Genomic DNA, 19,111 nt, shown 5'->3' with positions numbered 1-19,111 from the left:
CGCAAGTCTCGGTGTTTTAGGCCAAAGAGTCTAGAAACTCTTGAGCCCTTCTTCGCCCCAAAACTTGTCGCAGTATAATGTTGCGAACGCATTTGTATTGCATTTCGAGCGATGGGAGCGCAGATGCCCGATAGCTACAAGCAGCTCATCAAGAGCAACCCCGACGAGACCGAGATCAGAAGCTTCCTGGTGGACGGTGACCAGGTCTCCGTGACCCTTCGCATCCCCGACACCCTGCGCGACGCTGCGAAGGAGGCGGCGGCCCTGCGGGGCATGAGCTTCTCCGCCTTCGTGCGCACGTGCATGATCGAAGAGCTCGCGAAGAAAGGGGCGTGAGCATGATCCGGGTCAAGACTCTCACCGTCCAGCTCATAGACGCGCAGCCGAACCGCATCCGCATCTGCCGCATCGACGGCGAGTCGCTTGTGACCGTCGTCGTTCCGAGGGAAGACCTCGCCGAGGCGAAGTCGCTGCCGAACATCCCGCAGTGCGGCATCTACTACCTGCTCGACGAGGACCACGGCAACGTGAGCCGCGTCTACGCCGGACAGACGACCCAGGGCATCGCCCGGCTCGACGCACACAAGGCAAAGAAGGAGTTCTGGAACAAGGCCATCATGTTCCTCGATGACGACCAGAACATCAGCAGGGATGCGCTGGACGTCCTCGAAGCGAAGGCCATCGACTACGTGCGCACCCACGGCTCGTACGAGACCGACAACTCGGCGACGCCCAAGCCCTACGTCGACCCGTACAAGGAAGAGGCCGTCGAGCGCCTGCACGAGAGGATCCTCTTCAGGATGGCGGCTCTGGGGTACGACCTCGACGGGGTCGACCAGGGTCCCGCGGGTGCGCCGGCAATCTTCCACACGAAGCAGAATGGCATACGCGGAGCGGGGCGCTACGACAAGGCCACCGGGCGCTTCACCGTGCTCGCCGGCTCGAAAGTTAATCTCTCGAGGCCCGTGCTGAAAAACGCGGGCGTCGCGGCCGTGCGCAGGGCAATCTTCGGCGATTCGGGCGGCATCGCAGAACTCGTCGAGGACCTCGAGTTCCCGACGCCCAGCGCCGCAGCGGTGTTCGTGCTCGGCGGCAGCCAGAACGGCTGGATCGAATGGGTAAACGACGACGGAGAAACGCTCAACCAAGTCTATAGAAGTGAGGAAAACTAGATGAACAAGCAGCAGCTGGCCTCCAAGATATGGGAGTCCGCCAACAAGATGCGATCCAAGATCGAGGCTAACGAGTACAAGGACTACATTCTGGGATTCATCTTCTACAAGTTCCTGTCCGAGACCGAGGTTGCCCGCCTGAAGGCGCGCGACTTCGCCGAGGAGAACCTGCCCAGCCTGGTGGAAGACGACGAGGAGACAGTCGAGTTCGTCAAGGGCGAGTGCGGCTACTTCATCGCCTACGACAACCTCTTCTCCACCTGGGTGGCAAAGGGCGGCGACTTCGAGATTTCGAACGTTCGCAACGCGCTTTCCGCTTTCAGCCGCAATATCGATCCTGCACGCCGCGCACGGACGCGTCGGCGATAAGGTCGAACGTCACGACATTTTCGAACGATTCGTTTGCAAAGACGTTGACCAGATATGACTTTCCTACCTGTCGGGCGCCCTTGACCAAAAGAGCCTTGTTAGGCGACGAGGCAAGCCAAGATTCAAACTGCGCTTTCGCTTTTCTCTGCAGCATAAGCGCACCCCTTATTACATGCTGTTTTAGCACTAGGATACACTTTTCCGTAGTTGAATGACGGTCGATTCGACACTTTTCCGTAATTTGGGCGGCTCGAATTTGACACTTTTCCGTACTATTATAAGGCTGATTTCGACACTTTTCCGAATGTTGGCCGAATAATTGCCGCGTAATCAAGCGCCGTCTGCACATCATTTCGCAGGCGCGCTTGATTTGTGTCCGCGCGCGCTGATAGACTCCATCGTGCCCGCAAGGAGCGGGCGCGTTTTATCCAGAGTCGGGGTAGAGAGTTGGCTCCACGATCCCGACGCCAACCGGCCAAGAGGCACGGTGGCCCTGCCAACATCGATGAAAGGAGTCCGTATGGACAATTTCTCCGTGCGCAGCGAGCGCAATTTCCACAACCTGGCAGCCAAGCCAAAACGAATGCATCTTCTGGACGCACCGAGCGGCTATGCCTCGGCCATGGTCAAGAGCAGCCTCTCCCACCAGATGCGCTTTACGGTACAGAAGCTCGAGGAAGAGCTCTGCGCCGCCGGCGACCCGCACGTACTACAGATCAAGCTGCTCGGAGATGACTCGTGCGAGCCGTCGAGTTGGAAGTTGTTTGCAGACGGCATGTGCGTTGCGGACGGATCTGGCGCCTTTGCCCGCGAGTGCTTCTACGAGGAAGCCGAGGTATTCCTGGACCTGTGCCGCGACGCCGTGCGCGCGGCCGGGCTGCACCAGTGGAGCCAGAGGGAGTACGAGCTGCTGAGTGCCGCGCGCGGGATCGCGGGGGTTTAGAGACAGAGCGGTGGCGTTATCGAACTGTCGGCGCCGCCGCCTCACCAATTAAGCTGAAAGCAATCCACTCCACGTGAGCTCTGCAAGTATATCCAAACCGCCGAACACTCACCGATCGCCATCGATCGCCCCCAATGAGCCGGCAACTGAGTCAGTGGCACAGGGTTCAAGGTAAAATGTGTAAACGGATTCAGTCATTGCCAGGGAGCGAGTCGATGGGATCATTTTTCAATAAAGCACTCCAGTTCCTGAGCAAGAACTGGAAGAGGATCGTCACACCACTTGGCACCCTTGCTGCGGGCCTCTTCCTCGGAAAAAGCCTAGAGAAGCACGAAGCAGAGAAAGAGTTTTCGAAGCTTCAAAAAATAATCAGGAAGCAAGAAGCCAAACTCATAGCGCTTGAGTCAATACAGAAGAAAAGTTTCAGAGATAAAAGAAAGATACGAGAACTCGAAACAAAAATCAGAAAGCTCGAGATACAGAAGGAATCGCTTTCGAAAAACGCCGAGGAACTAGATTGAGAGATCTCCCATGTTTAGGAAAAAGAAGGGCCCGCATAGGGAAATCGAAGAGATCCTCCTAGATCATGAGAATCGCATCGCTACACTCGTGGCAAATGCTGAGCTTCTCGAAGAGACAAATGTGGAAGATAGCCTCACTCCCGAGGATGAAACTGGGGCCGAGGAATACACATCGTCACTCATTGTCGTTCCAACCTGGAATGATATGGCAACACAAGCGAACAAATCCGTTTCGGAAGACGATAGACTCGACAGCCTCCTGACACAGTCAGACTGTGACGAAGTTGACAGCAAACTCGCCGCTCTAAATGAGGAATTCGCCGCACAGCATCGCCTTGACAAGTTTGACATCGGCATTGCAGTGATGTCGGGAATTCTAGCTGCCGCAGTGGACATGTTCCTAGTCGGCGTTCCCGCTAGAACTCATGAACAGGGCTTACGAGCACAGCCCCTTGAGAACTACGTCCGCGACCAGTTTAAGAAATGGCTTCCCGAAGACGAAATGAAGAAGCTCTCCGCAACGCCCGTAGCAAAGGTCCCGTATGACGCACAATATAATGCCGGCTTTACCGAAACGTGGGTTGAAGGACTATACCCTACGATGCACAGGCTCTACTCGCTAGGCCATGACCCGCTGCTGGGTTTTGTAGTGGGCGTGGGAGACATCCTCAACGGAACCATTACCACCGTCGACAAGACCGGCAACGTAGTAGTTCAACAAATTGGCAGATACACAGATCGCAAGGCATCGACCGTTGCCGAAGCCCTCATCAGGCAGTTCATCCATCTCAAAACCGATGTGAACACCGCCATGGGTCTCCCGGCGCCCCTCATGGGGCTGTTCAATATTATGCAGTTTGGCGAACTTGGGACAGAGAAGCAAACAGTCGCTGAGATTGTCCAAGGCATGTACTACGAAGGCTACGACTTCGAACACTTCTGCGCACAGAGCATCCCCACCATGCTCGCCGAGATCGCGGTGCGAGCCTCATACTTCTCCAAACGAATCCATGAGGGGCATAGCGTGAAGGAGTCCATCCCGTTCTCCAAGAACAGGGAGAAACATCCTAAGCTCGCCACCATGCTGTTCCTGGCACATTCAGTTGCCGCGGGTATCGATGCTGGCAGGATATACTTCTCGAAGAATCCAATGGAGCTCAGCTACCCTGAGATGGCTACCTTCGCCGTTTACGCCATGGGGCAGCTGAAGTGGTCTTTGGTGAAGAAGCCCAATCTCAGACACAAGCACATCATGCAAGCACTTGATCTCGAGCTGCAGGAGATTGCGAAATCATCCGAAGAGAGGCTTGAGGATATGGAGGATTTTGAGTTCATCTTCGCTTAAAACTAGAAGTTGAACCCTCCCGTCCCATTCATGCCGAAAGCCCTTCCAGCCCATTAGCCGCATAAGACCGATGCCCCTCGCAGTCTAGCCTTCTTCCTGATACTACGCACACAAGATTGCAATGGTGCGAGCGAAACTTGAAATCACAACCGAACGTCCACGATAGGGGGGGGCGTTGAAGATGGTTCTTCAGCGCCCCCTCAATACTTACGAGCGATATGTCGTCTTTACGTTGTAGAAGAAGTCAGGTTCCCAAATGGCTTCGAAGTGCTTCTCGGCACAATTGATCTTACCCTGCTCGGTCGGGCGCGTATGGATATCGTTGTTTCCGCCGCCCTTAGTCTCGGTAACAAAATACACGCGATGTTCGCCCTCGATCTCTTGCACGTAGGCCCAATCGGGGTTGTAGGCTCCTAACGGCGTATCGATCTTAAAGCTGCTCGGCAGCTTGGCAAACACCTTGATCTCCTCGGCCTGATCAAGTTCAACGGCAAACGGCTTCTCAACCGACGACGAGTCGTAGACAACGTAGTTGTATAGACTCTTGTGGTGCGCGGACTCCCAAGCGTTCTGGCCAACATAGGCCTTAAGATCACCAGGGTCCAAATCTTTCATCGTGTACCAATCTTCCTCGGGCAGCTTGGTGTACTTAATGCCCTTGGCAATTGCCACGGCCTTAACCTTGTTCACCTTAGAAGCCACCTGGGCTAGGAACAACGCGGGATTGAGAGCAAACTCGTCATAGCGGCCACAACCCTCAAGAATGCGCTTGATGGTAGCACGGGTAAGACCGACGGCATCCTGCAGCTCCGCGATAGGATCGGGCAAGTCATACACTGCGCGACCCGCCGTTCGCACGAGCGCGGTCGAGCGCGCCTCGGCATTCACTCCAGCTGTATCTACGGTCAGATCCGCACGCGTGCTCAGGATTTCAGGCGCCTTCACCTCAGGCATCTTGGCAATCTCCTCGCACGCGTCCTCGACCAGCTTGTCGGAGTCCACATCGACCTCAAAGCGTGTGCGTTTGCGAATGCGCTCCCAAAGCTCCTGGAAAGCAGGGTTGGCAGTCACATCCTTGCAGAGCTTAACCTCAACCTCTTTGGCCTTGTCGCGAATCTGCAGCTTCTGAGCCTTCTTGAGGATAATGCGCTCAACCTCGGTCTTAACGTTTTCCAGACCCTCGGGAACAGGGACACTACCCTGCTCGGCCGCCTGCTTGAGCTCGGGTGTAATCTTGCCCTTATCATCGATGAGCCCCTGGTCCTTAAACGAGTCGAAGACGGCCTTAGACTTCTGGAAGCCCAAGAGCTCCTCGGTTCCGTCCTCGCGTTCCACCACGACATTCGAGAAAGACTCAGCGGTGAGAATGCCAAACTTGTAGCCATCCTCCTCAAACTCAGACTGCAAGCCATTGGCAAACGAGTCATAGCTCTCGTTTGCGATGACAGTCAGTACGTTCACGCCTTCGTCATAGCAGCGCTCACCATTCTGATCTACGCACAAACGAAGACCGCGACCGATCTTTTGGCGCTTAGTCAGCTTGTCCTTGGTCTCCACCAGCGTGCAGATCTGGAACACGTTAGGGTTATCCCAGCCCTCCTTAAGGGCGGAGTGGCTCCAGATAAACTGGATACGTTTCTTTGCGCGCGTCTCGTCGTCATCGCCGTCCGCAGGGAAGGAAAGTAGCGTCTCCTTATCACGCATGATAGTCTCGAAGGTCGAGATGTCAGCAGCCGAGGACGCCGCGTCGGACGTATTCTTAAGATGCCCCTTGCCGTCCTGCGAGAAGTAGCCCGAATGTACCGCAGTAGCATCCGTATCCAATTTCACGCCAGCTTCGGCATAGCGCTTGCGCCACTTGGGCGAATTCACCGCTGCGGTATATTCCTCCTCGAACATCTGCGCATACTCGCCGTTTCGCACCGGATCATACAGGCGGTACTTCTCAACCTTGTCGATAAAGAACAGCGAAAGTACCTTGATGCCGCGCGGGGCAAGCTCGAGCTGACGCTGCAGATGGTCCTCGATGGTGCTCTTGATTTGCGCGCGCTTGATAGCTTCGGCCGCAACATCACCAACGGCCTGACCAAGCTCGATGTGTTCGCCGTTCTGGAACTCGACCCATTCGTCGCCAGCAGCGGCGGAGATGTTATTCACAATCCAGCCGGCCTCATAGTCGGCATTCTCGCCGCTCTTGTTAAACAGGTTGTCACCCGTCTTGACGTTTACCTTTTTGCGCTTCTGAGAACCATCCTTCTGGCGCACATCAATTGTCAGCTTAGCCGTAATGGGCGAGGCAATCTTTGTAGACTCAAGCCTCACATACGAGCCATTCAGGTCCTCCTGCGAGAGCACCGAATCGACGGTGATGCCCTTGACCAGTCCGCGTTGAAAGGCGTCGACAGGCGTCAAGCGATAAACCTTGTTATATGCCTCCTTGTGGGTTGCCGAATAACGCAACACGAACAGCGGATTCAGGCTTCGGATAGCCTTTTTGCGTTTAGCTGTAGAGTCAACGCTCTGCGGCTCGTCGATTATGACGATAGGATTGCATGAGCTTACAAGCTCGCGCGGACTTTGTCCACCGATGAGCCTTTCGCTCGGACGGTGGAACAGGTTACGCTTATCCCGACCACCGGTGGGCCCGGCGATCTCATCGTCATCGAAGTCGTTATCTTTGTCGAAGGCACCGATATTAATGATCATCACTTGGATGGAGCTCGAGGTGGCAAAGCTACCCACCGGCCCCATGTCTTTGGAGTCATAGACGAAGCACTCGAGCGGTGCCTTGTCATAGAGCATGTCGAAGTGCTTCTTGGTGCTCTCGAAGCTCTTCTTAACGCCCTCGCGAATGGCGACACTCGGCACCACGATAATGAACTTGGTCAGCCCATAGCGACGATTGAGCTCGTAGATAGTGCGAATATAGACATAGGTCTTGCCCGTACCGGTTTCCATTTCGACGGTAAAATCGCGCAGATGCCCGTCAGTAGCAACGCTCGACGGAGCGAGCGCGTTACCTTCTTGGATCACATGCAGGTTACGCTCGAGCTGGGCCGCCGAGAGCCGAAGGCCGTTGGCATGGCCCACCTGAGTAACCTGTCCCTCCAGAATGCCGGTACCCATCTCCGCAACGAAGTCAGAGTCCATAAACTCCTGGCCTCGAAACAAATCACAGACGGCGTTGACGGCCTCGACCTGGTGCTCCTGATCAGCGGAATATTTTATTTCCAAAGCCATGCGTTACACCGTCCTCAGCTGTACCTCGTAACCGGCCCGTTCCTCCACACGCCTAAACGCCTGGACGGCATTGAGCTTGAGCGTATCGGTAAGGATCGAGTCGCGCATGAGCACACGGCGCGGCTCCATGTCGGCAATAGCATCGAGCGCTTCCATGGTAAGGCCGTCCGCCAGACAGCACACAAGCTCGCCACAAGCGACAGAATATACGGGATAGCCGGCAACTTCCTCCTTCTCGACGGGAAGCGTGAGTTCGAGTCCCCATTTGAGCATCATCTCAAAGACGATATCCATATCGGAACGGTCGGGCTTGACCACGTCAAGGACAAGCTGCCCGGGTTGGGGCTTTTCGATGCCAGAATTATCGAGCGAAAACACGCGGAAACCGATGTCAGGCAGCTTCTTAGACTCCTCGCCAAGTTTAAGCTGAACGTTGGCATCTTCAATCTCGGCCTTGATCTTATCGCCTGCACGACGGATGCGCTCTTCACCGATATCGCAAAGGGTGGCATAGCCGTCCTTGAAGGCATCGCGGCTTGAGCAATTTGGTTCAGGAAGCTGAACCATGATGTACTTACGATTACCGCCATCTTTAGTATTTAAATTCATAGCTGCATGTGCAGTAGTCGCAGAACCCGAGAAAAAGTCAACAACGATGCAATCTTGGGTCGTATACAGTTCAAGACATCTTTCTAGCAGCTTAACCGGCTTTGGGTAGTCAAAGTATTTCTTACCGTCAAACATCTTTGCTAGTTTTTGAGTGGCGGCCTGAGAATGATCGACTTCCTCGTATTTCCAAATCGTCATCGGAGTAACGCCGGTCTTGCGCAATTCAGAGAGAAAGCGTTTCATAGCGGGAACGTTATCCCCTTTTGGACCAAACCATATTCGATTGTCCTGGAGCCTTTCCCGAAACGCAGTTCGGGAAAGCCTCCAGCTGCGCCCAGCTGGAGGCTTTACAAGACGCCCAGAGGGCGTCTTAATCTCGTAAATGTTCTCTTCAACTGCGGGGCCAACTGACAAATCGCTCGCTTTCCAAACACCCCGCGGATCGTTGTCTGGGTTTGCATATCGATTATTCGCTTCATCGCTTCTTGCGATACCGTTGCAAATCGCAATTTCTACGTTCTTTGCATAGCAAAGAACGTAGTCATGAGACGGAGAAAAATGCTTCATTAAATTGATAGGAGAATAAGCTCTTTCCCATACAACCTGAGCTAGGAAATTAGTCTCCCCGAATACCTCATCGCAAATGATGCGTAAATTGCGGTCCTCATTGTCATCGATGCTAATAAAGATGACACCATCTTCGGTTAGAAGTTCACGGGCGAGTCTCAGCCGGGGATACATCATCGAGCACCAGTCGCTGTGGTAGCGACCGCTCGTATCGGCGTTGGACTGGTTGGCCAACCCTGCCTGCTTCTTGTAGTTTTCGATCGTGTCGCCGAACTTGTCTTTGTAGACGAAATCCTTACCAGTGTTATAGGGTGGATCGATATAGATCATCTTGACCTTGCCGTGATAGCCGCTCTGCAGCAGTTTCAGCACCTCAAGATTATCGCCTTCGATATAGATGTTGTCAGAGTCAAAGCTGCCGTCCTCGCCATCGCGGCCACGGCTCTTCTCAACGCAAGGGCGCAACGTGGCAGTGCTCGGCGTTTGCGACTGACGAATGGCGTCCATCTTGCCAGGCCAGGTAAAGGCGTAGCGCTCCTGGCCCTCGTCGACCTCGTCACCAAGCTCCAAGCGCAGCTTGTCAAAGTCGATACCGCTCTCAGTGAATACCTCGGGCATCAACTCCTTAAGACGCGCAAGGCGGTCTTCCACGAGGTCTTCGGACTCGAGACTCATCTTCTCGATCTTAGCCATTGCAGATCTCCTTTATCTCGTCGGTCGTCTGACCGAGCTCCTTTTCCAGCTTTTTGAGCTCCATACGCAGATGCGCAGATTCATTCAGGGTCAATTCCCGATCGCGGCGTCGTCGCTTGGTGTCCTCTACTTGGGAGGCAAGCGCATCTCTCCGCGCCACCAACCCCTCCAGACGCTCATAATCCTGTTCCGCGCACGTCGGAAAGAATCCTAGAGACGGAACCGCGCGTGAAAGTCGCACTGCCCAGGCAATGCTGCGCAGATAGACCAGAAGATTCACCTGTGGCAATTGCTCAAACGCGAGTGCATCCAAAAACGGTGCATACCGTGTGTCACCAGGATCGAATGCCCCCGTTGACTCAACGTCATCAATCACCATGGCACCCTGCTCAGCAAGGCTCTTACGCGTCGTTGCCAGCGAAATGCAAGCCTCGTCCTCGCCGCCAAACAGAATCACCGTCGGATTGGGGAAACACTTGTGGACGAGCCTTGCCACTTCGGCATAAGCCGCCCCACGAGACAGCTCGCACCGAAGGATGAGCACGCTTTGAATATCGTGTTCATCATCTTGAACGGGTGCGATGCGCGTCGTGGACTTTTGCACGGTGGCAAAGTGTGTAAGCACGGCTACACGATCAAGCACTTTCTGCTCGGTCTTTGTAAGCTGAGCTTGGCGCGTGAGTACCGTCTTGGGTATGCGTCTATCGCCCGCCAGAGCGGCATCGGGCAAACAGAACACGTCGTTCCAGTCAAAACCTCTCATCGCAACACCGCAAAACTGATCAGCGAGTAATCGTCGAAGCCAAGGCTCGTGCCCGTTCCCACTTCGCCCAGCGAGAACAGGCTCTCAATGCCCTTGTCCTGCTGCACGCCGCTAATGGTGGCAACCACTTTGTCCAAAAGCTCGGTATAAGCCCCCATACGCTCGCCGTCGCGCGTCTCACGGTTAAAGTCGCGACACAACTCCGCAATTGGCTCGGATTCACCCGCACAACAGGCGCGCATCATATCGAGTGCATGCTTGGGCTGTGTATGTTTGGTCAACACATCGCCGTCGGCCGATACGTACACCACGTAATACGGGAAGGTAGGATTCGTGTCCTTGGGGTTCGCATTCTCATCGTTTTGCGCCAAACAGAACACCACGCCCGGCGCCACGGATCCACGCAGTTCATCGGGAATGCGCGCCACCGCATGCATACCAGCCGGCGAGTTTTCTAAAAGACCCGGGTGCTCCTTTTCGTAGCGCTGCAATTCAACACGAAAATCATCAAAGGCGAAGTCAGTGATCGAGATGCCGCCTGAAATATCCTCTAGGTCCAGCACCTCGCTCTTGAGCTGCTGAAGTTGCTGGCGACGATACTTGAGGTCGTTCATCTCGCCCGTCGCTTTGGACTCCAGCACGTTCTCCTCGCCGGTGGCTGAGGCGTCGAGCAAGGCCATACGACCCTTTACGCGACTCTCGAGCTGAATGTACTCATCGAGCGCAATGTCGGGCCAAAAGTCCACCAGCTGAATTTGCGTGTTGGTGGAGCCCAAACGGTCGATACGACCAAAGCGCTGGATAATGCGCACCGGATTCCAATGAATGTCATAGTTAACGAGACAGTCGCAGTCCTGAAGATTTTGGCCCTCGGAGATGCAGTCCGTGGCAAAGACAACGTCGATTTCACCAGCGGCGAGAGACGCCTCGGGCAGCTCCTTGGAGCGCGGGCTAAAGTACGCCAGGATGTTCTCGAAGGTGGTGCGGCGCAACTTAAGCGAATAGGTGCGGTTTGCGCTGCCGGCAACCTCGGCGCACTCGAGGCCGAGTTCGTTCTTAAGACGAGGCGATAGCTGCTCAAATAGATAGTCCGCCGTGTCCCCAAACGCCGTGAATACGAGCACTTTGCGGTTGCCGGGGTTGTAGGGGTTATTGACCTTATCGACTATAAACTTGTAGAGCTCATCCAACTTAGCATCGCGCTCAGGCGTTACGGCATTGGCATAGTCGAGTAGGCGGCGCAGCACGGTAATATCAAAGTCCAGATCGCTGCCCAGACGCAAGGCATCGACATCGCGCAGGTCGACGCGCACCTTGCCACCGCGCTCGATTTCCTCGGCATCATCGTCGTCCATGCCATCCTCGATGCCCGCCGCATCATAGCTTCCCGCTCCCATGGCCGCAGGGTCATCGAGCCGCGCGCGAAGCTCCTCGCATCCCACCAGGATGCGCGAGAGCGTGATTCGGAAACTGTTAACCGAAGATTCCATTCGCTTGAGCACGTTTACGCGCATAAGGTTGGCAACAGCACCCGTACGGTGGACCTGGCTCTCAAAGTCCTTGCCCCAGGTGTCGCCGTAACGATCCTCGTACTTACGACGCTTATCGCTGCGTACATAAGAAAGCAACTGATACTGCGCAAACGTGAGCTGAGCGATCATGTCATTGAGCTCAGCGATAGGAGGAAGCTCCCCCGCCAAATCGATTGGCGTGGTAATAGAGAGGGGCTTGCGACGCTGCGGGAACGTACCCGAAGCGGCGCCATAGTACTTAGAGATATGCTTGCGGCTGCGCGCGATGGTAAGCACGTCGAGCAGCTTAAAGTAATCGGCGTTGACGGCGTTGACGAAGCTCTCGGTGGTGCGCTCGGCATCGTCGAGCTTGCTCCACTCGTTGAAGCGCGCTTGTGCTGTACGGCACACCTGAGTAATCGACTCAATACCATCAGTATCCGCCAGATACGCATCATCGCCCTCGGTGATGAGCTCAATCTGGTTGCGCAGATCCAGCAGGCGATTGTTCACAGGCGTAGCCGAGAGCATCAGCACCTTGGTGCGCCGTCCACTCTTAATCACATCCTCAATGAGGCGTGTGTAACGGTCCTTTTTCTCGGAATCCGTGCTCTTGTTACGGAAGTTATGGCTCTCATCGATCACCAGCAGGTCATAGTGGCCCCAGCGTAGGTGCTCCAGGTCGACATCGCCGCTCATGCCCGCATAACGGGACAGATCGGTGTGATTGAGTACGGTGTAGTTAAGACGATCGTCCGCCAACGGGTTGCGGTCATCGTTATCTTGCGTCCACAGCGTCCAGTTATCGCGCAAGCGTTTAGGTGCCAGTACCAGAATGCGGTCATTGCGTTCCTGGTAGTACTTAATAACGGCGAGTGCCTCATAGGTCTTACCCAAACCAACGCTGTCCGCAATGATGCAGCCCTTGTACTTCTCGAGCTTTCGGATGGCGCCCACCACGGCGTCCTTTTGGAAGTCGTAGAGCTTGTTCCAGACAACGGACTCCTCAAACTTAAGGCCGGGCCTCAAATCGTTATCTTCGTCGGAAAGGTAATCGCGGAACAAGTGGTAAAGCGTAAGGAAATAAACGAACTCGGGCGGATTCTCACGATAGAGCGTGCCTACCTGCGCCGCCACCTCATCGGTAACATCGGCGACCATCGCAGGCTTATCCCAGACGGACTCAAACATCGCCTTTAGGCCGGCAGTTTCCGTCGCGCCCTCGTAGTGGCTTACGCCCATTACGGTGTTGGGGCGGCGCTCGTAACCAAGTCCTTCCTGGGTAAAGTCAGCGGCGGCACCCATGAAAGCATGGTCGTCGCCATTGGGGTTCTCGACTATATAGGTGCCTCCGGGCTGAATTGCCCCGTTCATCTTGGCAGATTGAAACTCGCACTTAGCGCGCACCCATTCGGCGCACTCACGGGCAATGGCGCGTTGATTGAGATTGTTGCGCAGCGTGAGCTCGAGACCCAAGCCGCCCACGCCACGCTCGCGCGAGCATTGCGATATGGCAAACTGGCGTGGATCCTTATCGGTGGCCATGCGCTTAACGAACGTAGGTTCGCTAAAGAGAAAACGCACTGAGTCAAGCTTCTCCAGCTCTTCTTTGAGCTCAGAGAAAGCAAAGACCGTAAAGTAACTGCTGATGATTGAAAGCTTGGCTCCCTCATCGATGGATTTAGCGAGTGCGTCTCCCAGACGATTGCGTCCGACGTTATCGAGAAACTCCATCAGCACACCGTCCTTAAGACGGCGTGCCAAGCTATTTCATTATTGACCGAGAGGGAACGCCCGCTTCGGAGCGCCTCCCCCCGAAATTTATCCGCAGGCATATCCACGAAGTACACTCCAGGTTTAATTGCTATTGGTTCAGGACGCAGGGCCCTTTGCTAAAACTTTATCCATTGTCTCCCAACTATAGAAGAGCGTCAGGACATTTTCGGCAAGCGGGTTATCTCTACGACCTCAATTATTTGTTGTGCAATTAATAGACACCGTTCATGTACTTCGTGAATGCTTCGTTATTTTGTGTACCACGCAGGTCGGGACGATGTCGACCTTGACCCTTGTTTGCTGTATTTGAACCTCACTTTATATTTTGCCTCGATGCCGAGGCGCTTTTCCTTAAACACCGGATCGTCAATGACCCATAGCGCACCGTGTTTGCTTCGCTTATCAATACAGGTGAGGCCCAGAGAGTTCAGCTCAGCAAGCAAAGCATCCCCGCAACCGTTTCCTTTATGCCATTTAAGTGCTTCTGATTGCAGCGTAAGCGCTTCTGATTGCAGCGCATGTGCAATGCTAGCCCGCTTACCCTTAGGGTACAAAATCCATCCGGAAAGACCAGTGTTCGCGCCGGTGTCCCCAAAGTTGTAAACGCAACTGTAATCAAACGAAGAACAGATGTCCTTTATTGACGCCCGCATTGATAAGTCCCCAAGCACCCAAAAGACGTCCGCCTGCTCGGTTTCATAGAACCGATGCCCTGCCCGTTCGAGTGCGAGCAGAAGCATCTCCTGACGCGAATCCTCAGTTATTGTCTGTCCACGTTGTTCATCCACCTGCTCGCACTGGCCGCTTGCGTCGTCATTCTCGATCACATCCGAGCAGCCAGCCGCAACAGCAAAGTCATCCGCCTTGGCATACGCTTCCTTAGCGCCATCATCTTTCGATAGCATATCCGGCTCGCGCGGCGGCTCCTGTTCTTGAAGAGCGGCTGCGATGGCCGAATCTCGAGCAAGCGTGGACTCGAGTGTGTTCTCGTCCACTTCGTCGTCGAAATTGTCACGAACCGCCTCGAGCACTCGCTCGAGAAGTACGCTGGTGTCACGGGCAACCGTGGGGAGCTGCTGGCCTGGCTTAATGTCGTAAATAGCGAGTTCGGCTACAACTCGATCCATCGTTGCATCCCGATCGCTGTAGAATTCACTACCTCGAATACGGATGAAATCCCATCCCACACGTTCCAGAATCGTCTGTCGCTCCATGTCCGCGATAATTTGCCCCTCGGTTGAATGCCAACGATCGCCGTCGCATTCGATAGCAACGTTGTGATGGTCGCTTTGCACGACAATATCAATGCGGTAGCTTCCGACTTCCTTTTGCTGCTCATATTGATAACCGCGCTTGGAAAGCTCAGTGCACACCTGCAACTCAAAATCAGACTCGGCTTTTTCTTGCGTCTCCTCAATCTGAGTGTCAAACGTATGCGGGTCGAGCATGTACTCAATTAGCTGCCTACGCAGGTCGCCACTCTTTAAATCACGAACTGGATCAAGCGAATATACAAGCCACATCTGGTCTTTCGCGCGGCTCGCAGCAACGTTGTAGCGCTTCTTGTATGCGTCATCCGAGCCCGTCCCCATAAAGCGCAAGGGAGTCTCGGATTCGTTGCTGTCAACCATGCTTAGAATCATGACATCGCGTTCATCGCCCTGGAAACCCGCAGCGTTGCCGCAAATAATCTCATGTTTTTCAAACTCAGCGGGATCCATCTCTTTAAGCAGTTCGTTTCGAATCAAGTCAGCCTGCTCTTCTCCCAGCAAGGACAAAACGCCAAATGTCTTGTTCTCATATTCTGGCTGCTCAAGACAGGCACGGATAATCGCAACTGCGGCTTTGGCCTCTTGCTGGTTAATCTTCGCCTTGCCCGAGCGCATGCCGCTTTTGACGCGAAAGGGAACCAACGCCGGCATCAATCCACCCGCATCGGCGTCTCTCAGCGCCTTGATTTTTCCACCGTACGATAGCCCATTGCTAAAGCCGATGATATCCGGCACGCACCTAAAGTGCTCGGTAAGCATGATGGGCGAAAAGCCCTGCTGGGCAATTTCGTAAAGCGAGTATCTTGCTCGATACAGATGGGCGTTGGGAATTCCCTTTCCCTCGATATATGAAGCAGCCAATCCTTCGGCAGTGGATTCCTTTGCACCGACAGAAAGAGGGCTTACCTGTTTGTCATCACCAACAACAATTACCTTTTTTGCAAGATATGTAATAGCCAGGGCGGTCATGTCGGCCTGGCTTGCCTCGTCGATGATTACGATATCAAACAGATTGTTGGCGGGGTCAAAAGAGTCAAGCGCTTGGCCAATCGGCATAATCCATGCCGGCACAGCCCGCTGACATTTCGCCATGAGAGCACGGGCCTTCGAGCGATGCCGCGATGCATTCTTGCCCGTTCCCTTGCCAATTCGCGCGACCGTCTGCTTCCAGCCGTTCAGCGCGACCTTGAGCTCTGTATTGCTCTCAAGGTCCTTGTGAATCTTGAGCCACGCCATCATGCCTGCCAATTTTGCCGTTATGTCACGATAGCGTTTGCCCAGCTCAGAAATTTCCTTCTGGGGATTGGAAGAGTTTGCACGATCGGCATACTCAACAATTGCCTGGCACTGCTTGTATTTCCATGCTCGTTCGATATCCCGCGGAACGCTCGTAGCCCCGTGAACGCCCTCGCGCTCACGAACGGCTTGTGCCCATCCCGGAGCAATTTGCGACAACTGATTCAGTTGCTCATGTCGGCGCTTAACTGCCGCCCTTATTTCGCACAGCCACTGTAGACGATTGTACTGATCGCGGTATGTTTGCACCAAGCCGAGTTCGGGGTCAACCGCTTCGCCGAAATCCCCAGCTGGGCGAAGCTGCACGATGCAGTCGCTCAATGCGACAGCGGTCTCACAGTGCTTGGCCGAAGCGTCTTCGATTCTCTTCAAAACGTCCTCTGCCCATGCCTTAATCGCCCTTATTTTTTTGAGTGCGACACACAACTTAAGGTAATCCGTGAGATCCGTTTCCAGTGCTTGCAAGGTTTTGGCCACGACCTCCTTTTCGGAAATCATGGAAGGGCAGTCAAAGAACGCTTCATGAGAGATACCGTTTGAGTCCAATGCGTCAAACAGCTTGTCAATGCACTCGGCTTTCCACGCAAGGGCCGCCTTAATACCCTCAACATATCGAAATGCCACGTGCTCGGGCTCACTGCTATCCAACTCTGCAAAGCAGCTCACGCCAACGGTTCCCATAAGCGCATCCCATTGAATGGCGCAAGCGTGTCGCTTGTCCATAAGCTCTATGTAATCCAGGATGGCATCGCAGTCCTCGGGCGAAGCCGCCTGTGCCCCGTTGACCGCCACACCATCGGGCAAGCTCTTGACCGAAGAAAGCAACTTTCGCAGGCCCGTTTTAGCTAGGTACTCTTTGTACCCGCTTACAAGCGCGCGCAGTTGTTGATAATCGCCGTTGTCACCAAGCGCAACCTGCCTCGGAAACCACTTGCTTCGATATGACGAAGCCTGCTGTTCAAGCAACTGAACCTCATCGCAGAGACGATACCAGATCGTTTTCTCGCCCTCGCCCCTCAAGGATCTCGCAGCGACCCCTCGCTGCCACTCCTCGCTCAGAGCTCCGTGCATTACGAGGTTCTTCACCGTGCCGAATGCTTCGGACTCATCGTCCAAAACGGGAAGAACAGCCGATCCAATCTCCACCGTTCCCCCATCGTCGCATAGTTCCCAACCGTGGCGACGAATCAGCTCGTCCGCCAAAGAACTGGCTTGGTTATATTTCTCAAACTCCTGTGCATAGACGTCTGGCTTGGGGAGCAAAGCCATCCAGTCGACATCCTGTAGACAGATCGCCTCTGCCTCATCTTCTGCAGAGGCAATGCCGTTGCTTTGGTAAAGCTCCTCGACAATCGAAATATCAAGCTGCGCTAACAGCTTCACCTGGCCGGGAATAATGTCGTCCAGCTCTTCCTTATTCTTCGCAACAAATTGCGCGGCATCATGCGGAGTGAGGGTTTCATTCCCCAGATCAAACTGTTTGTTCTCGGCCTCTCGTTCAACAAAGGCGGATTTGCGCGCCTTTGCAAGATCAACCAGTATCTCTTCTCGCTGACAAGATAATTCCTGCACGGATTTATTCAGTTCACTTATCGAATGCTCGCCGAGATGGTTGACGATTGCTTCTACCGAATCACGAGCGTCCTTGCCGTTAGATGCCAGCGAAGACACACAAAGGCTTCTGAGCTCAGGAGGCATCTTGTCGGCAAGAACCGTCAAAGCCTTTGAGGTATAGCTCGTTACAAGCACCCTTTTGCCTTGTGCCAAAAAGCTTCCCATCAGGTTTGCAATCGTATGGGTTTTACCGGTACCCGGAGGGCCCTGAACGAGAACGGCGTCATCTTGCTCGATTCGCTTGGCAATCTCTAACTGCGCACGGTTGGCAGGTTTCGCCAATAGAATCTCGTCGTCTTCTCCGTTTGCCTCCGCCAAGCGCCGAGAAACCGTAGGCCCGTCCGATAAATCCTCAAGGACCGGAGTGGTTTCATCGTGCGTAAACTCGCCAAGAAGGCCGTTTAAGAACGCAGGGACGCGCTGAGTCTCATCAATCGTTTTTACAATTCTGCCGATAGCGCCCGCGGTTCCATCAGGGCGCTGCCTAAAGATTAAATAGAAACCGGGTCGAACGTCTATATCGGCTTCTTGGTCTCGCGCAGCATCAGCGCGGTCAAAATAACGAGACTTGGGCGATAGCTGATTCACGAGCAGTTTGGCTTCACGGGCAATTGCATCACGATCAAGCGGATGCACTTCTTCCTCGTCGAGCCTCTGTTCCGCCTCACTAATCTTGCTCATCGTCAGATTCTGAGACTGAGACAGCAGGTCCTTTTGAATCAACGTGTCGGAATCGACGTCTTCAACGGAAATGATTCCCTTTTCCGCATCGAGCTGAATCCTCATGTTCCGCGTAAAGACTGGGTGATCCACCCTCTTGTCTTCGGAAAGCCGAACGTTCATCGATGCGGCAACAACCTCGAGTTTATCGGGGTCGCTCTTGAGTTTTTCTTTCATTTTAAACAGGCGCTCATACACCCCAGAGGCTTCTGTCGCCTTAGTTTGGTATGTGACCCATTTGTCTCGCTCGCCACCCCATTCCTCAAGCAGTTGAGCTCTAGCGGGATCGGACATAAATAGATCTTGAGGCGCTTCTTCATTTGCCTCCGCAAGCTCCTCGGGTGGAAACTTGAACCCTATCTGGTTCTTATAGCTTTCCCATCCGCTTGCAATCCACGGCGCGATCTCATCCGGAGGCTGCGGGCACGTTTTGAACTCCGGTTTAGCGACACTCAAAATCGGACCATCGTTATTAGCGGAATCGCGAAATCGCACCTCGATCCATCCGTTATCTGTTGGCAAGCTCTCCAAATCAATGCAGTCCGAAGCGTAATCGCTTACGTTGCGAACGATCTTCATCCTAATCTTGGAGAACTCTTCCAAGTATCCAAAAAGGGCCTCTGCCTTATCTACAACCGATAAGTTATTGAGATCAGAACCCATTTGACACCATCCGCGCAGTCATCTATCTCGGCCAGCAC

At 54.2% G+C, this 19,111-nt stretch carries 11 protein-coding genes and 1 riboswitch; of the genes, 6 read left to right on the top strand and 5 right to left on the bottom strand.

Annotated elements, in window-relative coordinates:
- Positions 1-123: 123 nt before the first annotated feature.
- The 6 genes from ACQRCA_RS01060 (at position 124) to ACQRCA_RS01035 (ending at position 4,350) form a co-directional block, all read left to right on the top strand.
- Positions 124-336, top strand: a complete 213-nt coding sequence (locus ACQRCA_RS01060; RefSeq protein WP_427717675.1) for a YlcI/YnfO family protein — start codon at positions 124-126, stop codon at positions 334-336.
- Between the two features lie 2 nt (positions 337-338).
- Entirely contained in the window at positions 339-1,172 is an 834-nt protein-coding gene (locus tag ACQRCA_RS01055; RefSeq protein ID WP_427717673.1) for a GIY-YIG nuclease family protein, read from the top strand.
- Positions 1,173-1,541 carry a type I restriction-modification system subunit M N-terminal domain-containing protein gene (locus ACQRCA_RS01050; protein ID WP_427717671.1) on the top strand — a complete coding sequence of 123 codons (369 nt, stop codon included), beginning with the start codon at positions 1,173-1,175 and terminating at the stop codon, positions 1,539-1,541.
- A 421-nt stretch (positions 1,542-1,962) separates the two neighbouring features.
- Positions 1,963-2,053: riboswitch (SAM riboswitch) on the top strand.
- An 8-nt stretch (positions 2,054-2,061) separates the two neighbouring features.
- Positions 2,062-2,484, top strand: coding sequence for a hypothetical protein (locus ACQRCA_RS01045; protein ID WP_427717669.1), 423 nt, complete (start codon positions 2,062-2,064; stop codon positions 2,482-2,484).
- A gap of 215 nt (positions 2,485-2,699) precedes the next feature.
- The gene (locus tag ACQRCA_RS01040) at positions 2,700-3,005 is read left to right on the top strand and encodes a hypothetical protein (protein WP_427717667.1); all 306 of its coding nucleotides are present in this window, start codon (positions 2,700-2,702) and stop codon (positions 3,003-3,005) included.
- Between the two features lie 10 nt (positions 3,006-3,015).
- On the top strand, positions 3,016-4,350 hold the full coding sequence (locus ACQRCA_RS01035) for a hypothetical protein (protein ID WP_427717665.1): 1,335 nt from the start codon (positions 3,016-3,018) through the stop codon (positions 4,348-4,350).
- 207 nt (positions 4,351-4,557) lie between these two features.
- Here the strand turns inward: ACQRCA_RS01035 and ACQRCA_RS01030 are convergent, their stop codons facing one another.
- From ACQRCA_RS01030 to ACQRCA_RS01010, 5 genes are all read right to left on the bottom strand, one after another.
- The gene (locus tag ACQRCA_RS01030; RefSeq protein WP_427717663.1) at positions 4,558-7,590 is read right to left on the bottom strand and encodes a DEAD/DEAH box helicase family protein; all 3,033 of its coding nucleotides are present in this window, start codon (positions 7,588-7,590) and stop codon (positions 4,558-4,560) included.
- A 3-nt stretch (positions 7,591-7,593) separates the two neighbouring features.
- Positions 7,594-9,459, bottom strand: a complete 1,866-nt coding sequence (locus ACQRCA_RS01025) for a site-specific DNA-methyltransferase (protein ID WP_427717661.1) — start codon at positions 9,457-9,459, stop codon at positions 7,594-7,596.
- Positions 9,452-10,222 (bottom strand): DUF4391 domain-containing protein, encoded by a 771-nt coding sequence (locus ACQRCA_RS01020; protein ID WP_427717659.1) that lies wholly within the window; start codon positions 10,220-10,222, stop codon positions 9,452-9,454. Before ACQRCA_RS01020 ends, ACQRCA_RS01025 begins: the two co-directional genes overlap by 8 nt.
- Positions 10,219-13,497, bottom strand: a complete 3,279-nt coding sequence (locus ACQRCA_RS01015; RefSeq protein ID WP_427717656.1) for a helicase-related protein — start codon at positions 13,495-13,497, stop codon at positions 10,219-10,221. The genes ACQRCA_RS01020 and ACQRCA_RS01015 overlap by 4 nt, the downstream gene beginning before the upstream one ends.
- A 260-nt stretch (positions 13,498-13,757) precedes the next feature.
- Positions 13,758-19,073, bottom strand: a complete 5,316-nt coding sequence (locus ACQRCA_RS01010; RefSeq protein WP_427717654.1) for an AAA domain-containing protein — start codon at positions 19,071-19,073, stop codon at positions 13,758-13,760.
- Positions 19,074-19,111: the final 38 nt, after the last annotated feature.

Origin of the sequence: Collinsella sp. SGI.095, assembly GCF_050314535.1 — a bacterium.
In the GTDB taxonomy this organism is placed as follows: Bacteria; Actinomycetota; Coriobacteriia; order Coriobacteriales; family Coriobacteriaceae; genus Collinsella.
The sequence above is the reverse complement of the archived record's forward strand: the minus strand, read 5'-3'. Positions and strand labels throughout refer to the sequence as shown.